General features: G+C 64.5%; 4 protein-coding genes and 1 pseudogene. 3 read left to right on the plus strand and 2 right to left on the minus strand.

Annotation, left to right across the window (positions count from 1 at the left end; genetic code table 11):
* Nucleotides 1–291 precede the first annotated feature (291 nt).
* Nucleotides 292–1,089 carry a GNAT family N-acetyltransferase gene (locus EA346_RS01295; protein WP_296754665.1) on the plus strand — a complete coding sequence of 266 codons (798 nt, stop codon included), beginning with the start codon at nt 292–294 and terminating at the stop codon, nt 1,087–1,089.
* Between the two features lie 140 nt (nt 1,090–1,229).
* Here EA346_RS01295 and EA346_RS01300 read toward each other — a convergent pair whose 3' ends face one another.
* Both EA346_RS01300 and EA346_RS01305 read right to left on the minus strand, forming a co-directional pair.
* Nucleotides 1,230–2,489 carry an FAD-binding domain-containing protein gene (locus EA346_RS01300; protein WP_296754668.1) on the minus strand — a complete coding sequence of 420 codons (1,260 nt, stop codon included), beginning with the start codon at nt 2,487–2,489 and terminating at the stop codon, nt 1,230–1,232.
* A 208-nt stretch (nt 2,490–2,697) separates the two neighbouring features.
* Nucleotides 2,698–3,054 (minus strand): 4a-hydroxytetrahydrobiopterin dehydratase, encoded by a 357-nt coding sequence (locus tag EA346_RS01305; RefSeq protein WP_296754670.1) that lies wholly within the window; start codon nt 3,052–3,054, stop codon nt 2,698–2,700.
* Between the two features lie 631 nt (nt 3,055–3,685).
* On the opposite strand from EA346_RS01305, the gene EA346_RS01310 reads away from it, so the two are divergent.
* Both EA346_RS01310 and EA346_RS01315 read left to right on the plus strand, forming a co-directional pair.
* Entirely contained in the window at nt 3,686–3,928 is a 243-nt protein-coding gene (locus EA346_RS01310) for a ribbon-helix-helix domain-containing protein (RefSeq protein ID WP_296754673.1), read from the plus strand.
* A pseudogene (locus EA346_RS01315) lies at nt 3,910–4,020 on the plus strand (PIN domain nuclease); the annotation flags it as partial. The gene EA346_RS01310 and the pseudogene EA346_RS01315, both read left to right, overlap by 19 nt.
* Nucleotides 4,021–4,388 lie beyond the last annotated feature (368 nt).

Below are 4,388 nucleotides of genomic sequence, written 5' to 3' on the forward strand. Positions count from 1 at the left end.
GCGGTGCGCATCATCGCCCGTATCGAGGATCCGGTTGTCATTCAGAAGATCCTCGTCCAACTGAAGAAAAGATACGAAACCTGTGAATCCTCACCATTACCCGAAAGCCGGTGGGTAAACCGTTGCCTTTTCCTGTGAAGAACGTCTATGCTTCCTCACAGTATTGCTGCATTGCAGCATTGGCCCGTGGGACGCACCCCCCTTGGACGCGCTCGAACGCGACAGACCGCCCCCGGCACGGCGCCAGCATCCCGTCGGGCAGACCACATCAGCGCATCAATCGAGGCATCCATGAGCGCATTCGAGACGACCAACAGCGGTCCTGGGGTCCCGAGCCGAGGCATCCCGGACCGGAACGTGGACAATCGCTTTCAGACCCCGTCGACCGCCCTCGAAAAAACCCTGCGGGACGGGCGTCGCGTGTGCCTGCGCGCACCCTGCGCGGGAGACCTGGACCAGGTGAAAGAGTGCTTCGAGCGGCTGTCCCCCGACTCGCGGCGCCTGCGCTTTTTCATCGCGAAACGGGTGCTGACAGACGCCGAGCTCAATTTTTTCACCCTCGCCGACGAACAGGATCACATCGCCGTCGCGGCGCTCGAGTTGGGGGTCGACGGGAGGGAGGCGCGTATCCATGGCATGGCCCGCTGCATTCGCGAGCAAAAGGACTCCAGCCGGGGCGAGTTGGCCCTCGCCGTAGCCGACGATGTGCAAGGTTTGGGCGTCGGCCGCCTGCTGATCGAGCAGCTCGGGCGCGCCGCCCGCACCCAGGGCATCGAGCGCTTCGCGGTCGAAACCTTAACCGACAACGTGGGAATGCGCGCCTTGGCCGAGCGCCTGGGCGGGGCGGTCCTGTCGCGCGAAGTCGGCTCCGTTCAGTACGAGCTCCCCACCGCCCTCGCGGGAGCCCCCGAGACGCCCGCGCCCGGCGATACGCCATGCCGAGCAATGCACGCCTGGGATATCCCGCTGCCGTGGCACTGGGCCGGCGAGGCGGATAATCCCTTCGGCTTGGGCCATTGTATCGCCGAGATACTGTGGCAATGGACCTGGGGAACCTGGCGCGGGGGATATGCCGAGGAGGGGTCTTGACGCTTTAGCGTGCGCCTTGCGGAGTGCATCGGGGGGGCGGCCACGGCCACCATCGGTCACGGGTCGCCATCGTTGGCGGCGGCGCCGGCGGTAGGCATCGACGCGGGTCCCACGGCGGTCGCTCCAGGCTCCGTGAACCGCTACTCGGATAACGGCTCGGGTGTGCCCAGACCGTTGTAAGAAATGAGCTCCGGGATCTGTCGCCTGAAGCGAAAGAAGCCGTGCGTGGCGTGGGGCCAGGCGAGATCGTCCCAACGACGGCGCAGCGTAACGACGTCGATGCCTTCGCCCGCGAGTTCGCGTGTGAGGCGTTGTAGGCCGTCTGCCAGCGGGCCGACCGGGGCCTCGGTGGTCACGATGGTACGTACCTGGTTATGGCCACAGTGCCGGCGTAGCGCATCGGCTTGCAGGACATCGATGATGTGCACCTTGGTTTTGCCATCGCGCGTCAGACGGTTTGCCGTGTCCGCTGCTAATGACGCGACAAAGCGGCTCGCGCGCCGGCCGAAAGGCCATGGATGATCCGGATGGCCATTGGCTGCAACCACGATTGCGCGAACGTCGGTCCCGGGCGGGACGAGTTCGTGCGCGGCGAAATCGTCCCCATGTAGCAGGAGGATGGCTGGGCGTCTCGAGGGCAGGGCGGCCGCTGGCCGGAGGGGCGACGGATGGGGTGGCGCCTCGCGGCGGATGGGTTGCGCCTGCGAGGCCAACCCCTTCGGCCGGTAACGGCCGCCCGTAAATTTCTCTATATTGTCGGGCTGTGCCAGGTAGGTCTTGCCGGGCGTCTGGATCCCTGCCACCCAGCGCCAGCCGAGCGTGTTCGAGGCCGGGTCGGCATCCAGCAGGTGGCGCAGGAAGAAGTCCGCCCCCAGGCTCCAAGGCAAGCGCAGGGTGAAGATCCAGATCGAGGCAAACCACATCCGCGCGTGGTTGTGGAGATAGCCCGTCTGCACCAGTTCCCGGGCCCAGTCGTCGAACCCGTCGATGCCGGTGCGACCCTCCTCGGCACAGGCCAGGGCAGCGCGCCGGCCCGGCGACCGTTCCAGCAGTTCCCGATCCGCATCACGTTCCCTCAAGAATGCTTGCCACACCTGCGGGCGCATCTGCAGCCATCCCTTCCAATAGGTTCGCCAGAACACCTCCTGAATGAATTTTTCCGCCACCTGCGGCGAATGCTGCCGCAGCACCGCCGCCAGCACCTCTTGTTCGGTGAGGACACGGTGGCGGATGTAGGGCGAGAGCATGGACACGTTGTCGCGCAAACCCGGTCCCGGATCCCGGTTGCGTGCATCCGCGTACCGCCGGCCGGCGTTCGGCACAAAGGCTTCCAGGCGGGCCAGCGCCTCGCCGCGCTTTGGAGGAAACAGGATCAGGTGCTCGTCGTCGCGGGCGTTCATCCGGGGTGTCATCCTCCAACTCGAGGCCTTTGAGTTGGTCATCGCCAACCAGCCATTGCCGGCGATCGAAGGGCCCGTGATTGCGCACGACTCTGCATGATGCCGAGGCGCAGGTTCACGCTTTAGCTTGGGCCTCGTTCGCAGTCGAACAGTACTGCCCTGGTGCTGCAGGTTCGCCGGGCGGCCCGACTTGGAGCCAGGCCCTACGCTAGTCGCGTGGCAGGGCGTCGATGCGAGCCGCAAGGATGAAGTCGTTCTCGGAAAGGCCACCGATGCTGTGGGTGGCGAGGCGCACTACCACCTTGCCGTAGCCCACCTCGAGGTCGGGGTGATGGCCTTCGGCCTCCGCCAGATCCCTGATGCGGTTGACGAACTCTACCGCCTGAACGAAATCCCGGAACAGGTAGCCCTTCTTGATGGCCCGGTTTCCGGATACGGGGGTCCACGGGTTGGCGGTGGCGCCCTCGTCAGCATTGAGCTCAGACAGGAAGGGGCCGATCGCCGCCTCGTCTAGCGGCGGGGTGCCACTCTCGCACGGCGCGCAGTGCTGGTCCGTGAGCGCCATTTCGCCTCCTCAAAATCATGCGGCTAAACAGGCTCATTATCATCCTCCCCGATGACGTGCGATTCAATCCCACGGTGCTGCGGGTTTCGTAGCGTCGGCAGGGTTGGTGTGCCGAACGGTAGTTTTGGACACCAACTCGCGCTTTGGCCTCAGCTGGGGAACGCTGACGACCCTCAGCCGCCAGTCAGCGGCAGAGGGTGGGTGGCTACAGTCGGATGTGAAGCTGACAGTGGGAATGGGTCTTCGGCACGGATGCCGAGCAGGGTGAAATCCGGCGGGATTGCTCAGCCAACGTCGACCGGACGCCGACCACTGCCATTAGCGGTTTTTGGGTTGTCTCTACTCGACCCTGAGCCGCCGCCGAGTTGTTCGGTGCCGAAGGCCGCAATTGAACAGGCTACGGACCCTCGCTGAATTCTGGGAGTACTCGTGTTTTCGGGAGTTACGCAGATGCAGGCAGGGTACGTAGCCCTCGGTTTCCTCACCGGCGTGCTGAGTGTTCCGGGCGGCCGTTGCGCGGCAAGCAATGGCTCTTCAGCCTCGGTCTACCGCTTGTCTTGACCTGTTGCATGGCCTCCTTGGTTGGCGTATGAACACATAAGCGCATATGGCCTTATGAGTGGAGGGTGGCATGAATACGACTCGCTGGAATGTGGTTGTCTCAGCCGACACCGACCAGTCTCTTCGCGTGTTCCTGGCCAGCCAGGGCGGTGGACGGAAAGGCGATCTGTCGCGCTTCGTTGAGGAAGCCGTGCGGGCGCACATTCTGGATCTGAGTGCCGAGCAGGCGAAGTCGGCGAACGCCCATCTCAGTGAGGCAGAACTGACCCAGGCGGTTGACGAAGCGCTCGAGTGGGCGCGGACTACCTGGTGACCGGTGATCGCCGCGCAGGTCTCGTGCAACGCAGACACATCGAACATACCCGGATCGTCACGCCCGCTGCGTTCTGCGCCGAGGTGCTGTGAGGACTGCCGGCCGGCGTTCGCACGCAGATCGTCGAGGTTCTGGCCAAGGGGTGATGTCAGGCGGACTGGACTGAAGGCCAGCGTGCACGCCTGCCTGCCAGTAGCCGCCGTCGGCGCCTGTCGATGCAACGCGGGCTTCGCAGCCCGCAAGGGTGGCTTTTCGAGGAGAGGATCAGGTGATCGTCGTCCTCGAAAATGCCGTCGCCAAAGACCAGAGAATGCTGGTGTTTGATCTGATTGACCGCTTCATGAACGGCGTGCGCTCCCATCACCCATCTCCGTGAGATCTTCTGTGGTTGGGCCCCTTGTCGCCGAAGCCCACTGACGGCCAGCAGTCCGCTACCGCGGACAGGACCAAGGCACCATCC

The sequence above is a fragment of the Thioalkalivibrio sp. genome, assembly GCF_007692535.1.
In the GTDB taxonomy this organism is placed as follows: Bacteria; Pseudomonadota; Gammaproteobacteria; order Ectothiorhodospirales; family Ectothiorhodospiraceae; genus Thioalkalivibrio.

Excerpts from the sequence above, each read along its gene's own strand:
- EA346_RS01300 (WP_296754668.1), bottom strand. The coding sequence starts at position 2,489 with ATGAACGCCCGCGACGACGAGCACCTGATCCTGTTTCCTCCAAAGCGC.
- EA346_RS01305 (WP_296754670.1), bottom strand. The coding sequence starts at position 3,054 with ATGGCGCTCACGGACCAGCACTGCGCGCCGTGCGAGAGTGGCACCCCG.
- EA346_RS01310 (WP_296754673.1), top strand. The coding sequence starts at position 3,686 with ATGAATACGACTCGCTGGAATGTGGTTGTCTCAGCCGACACCGACCAG.
- EA346_RS01295 (WP_296754665.1), top strand. The coding sequence starts at position 292 with ATGAGCGCATTCGAGACGACCAACAGCGGTCCTGGGGTCCCGAGCCGA.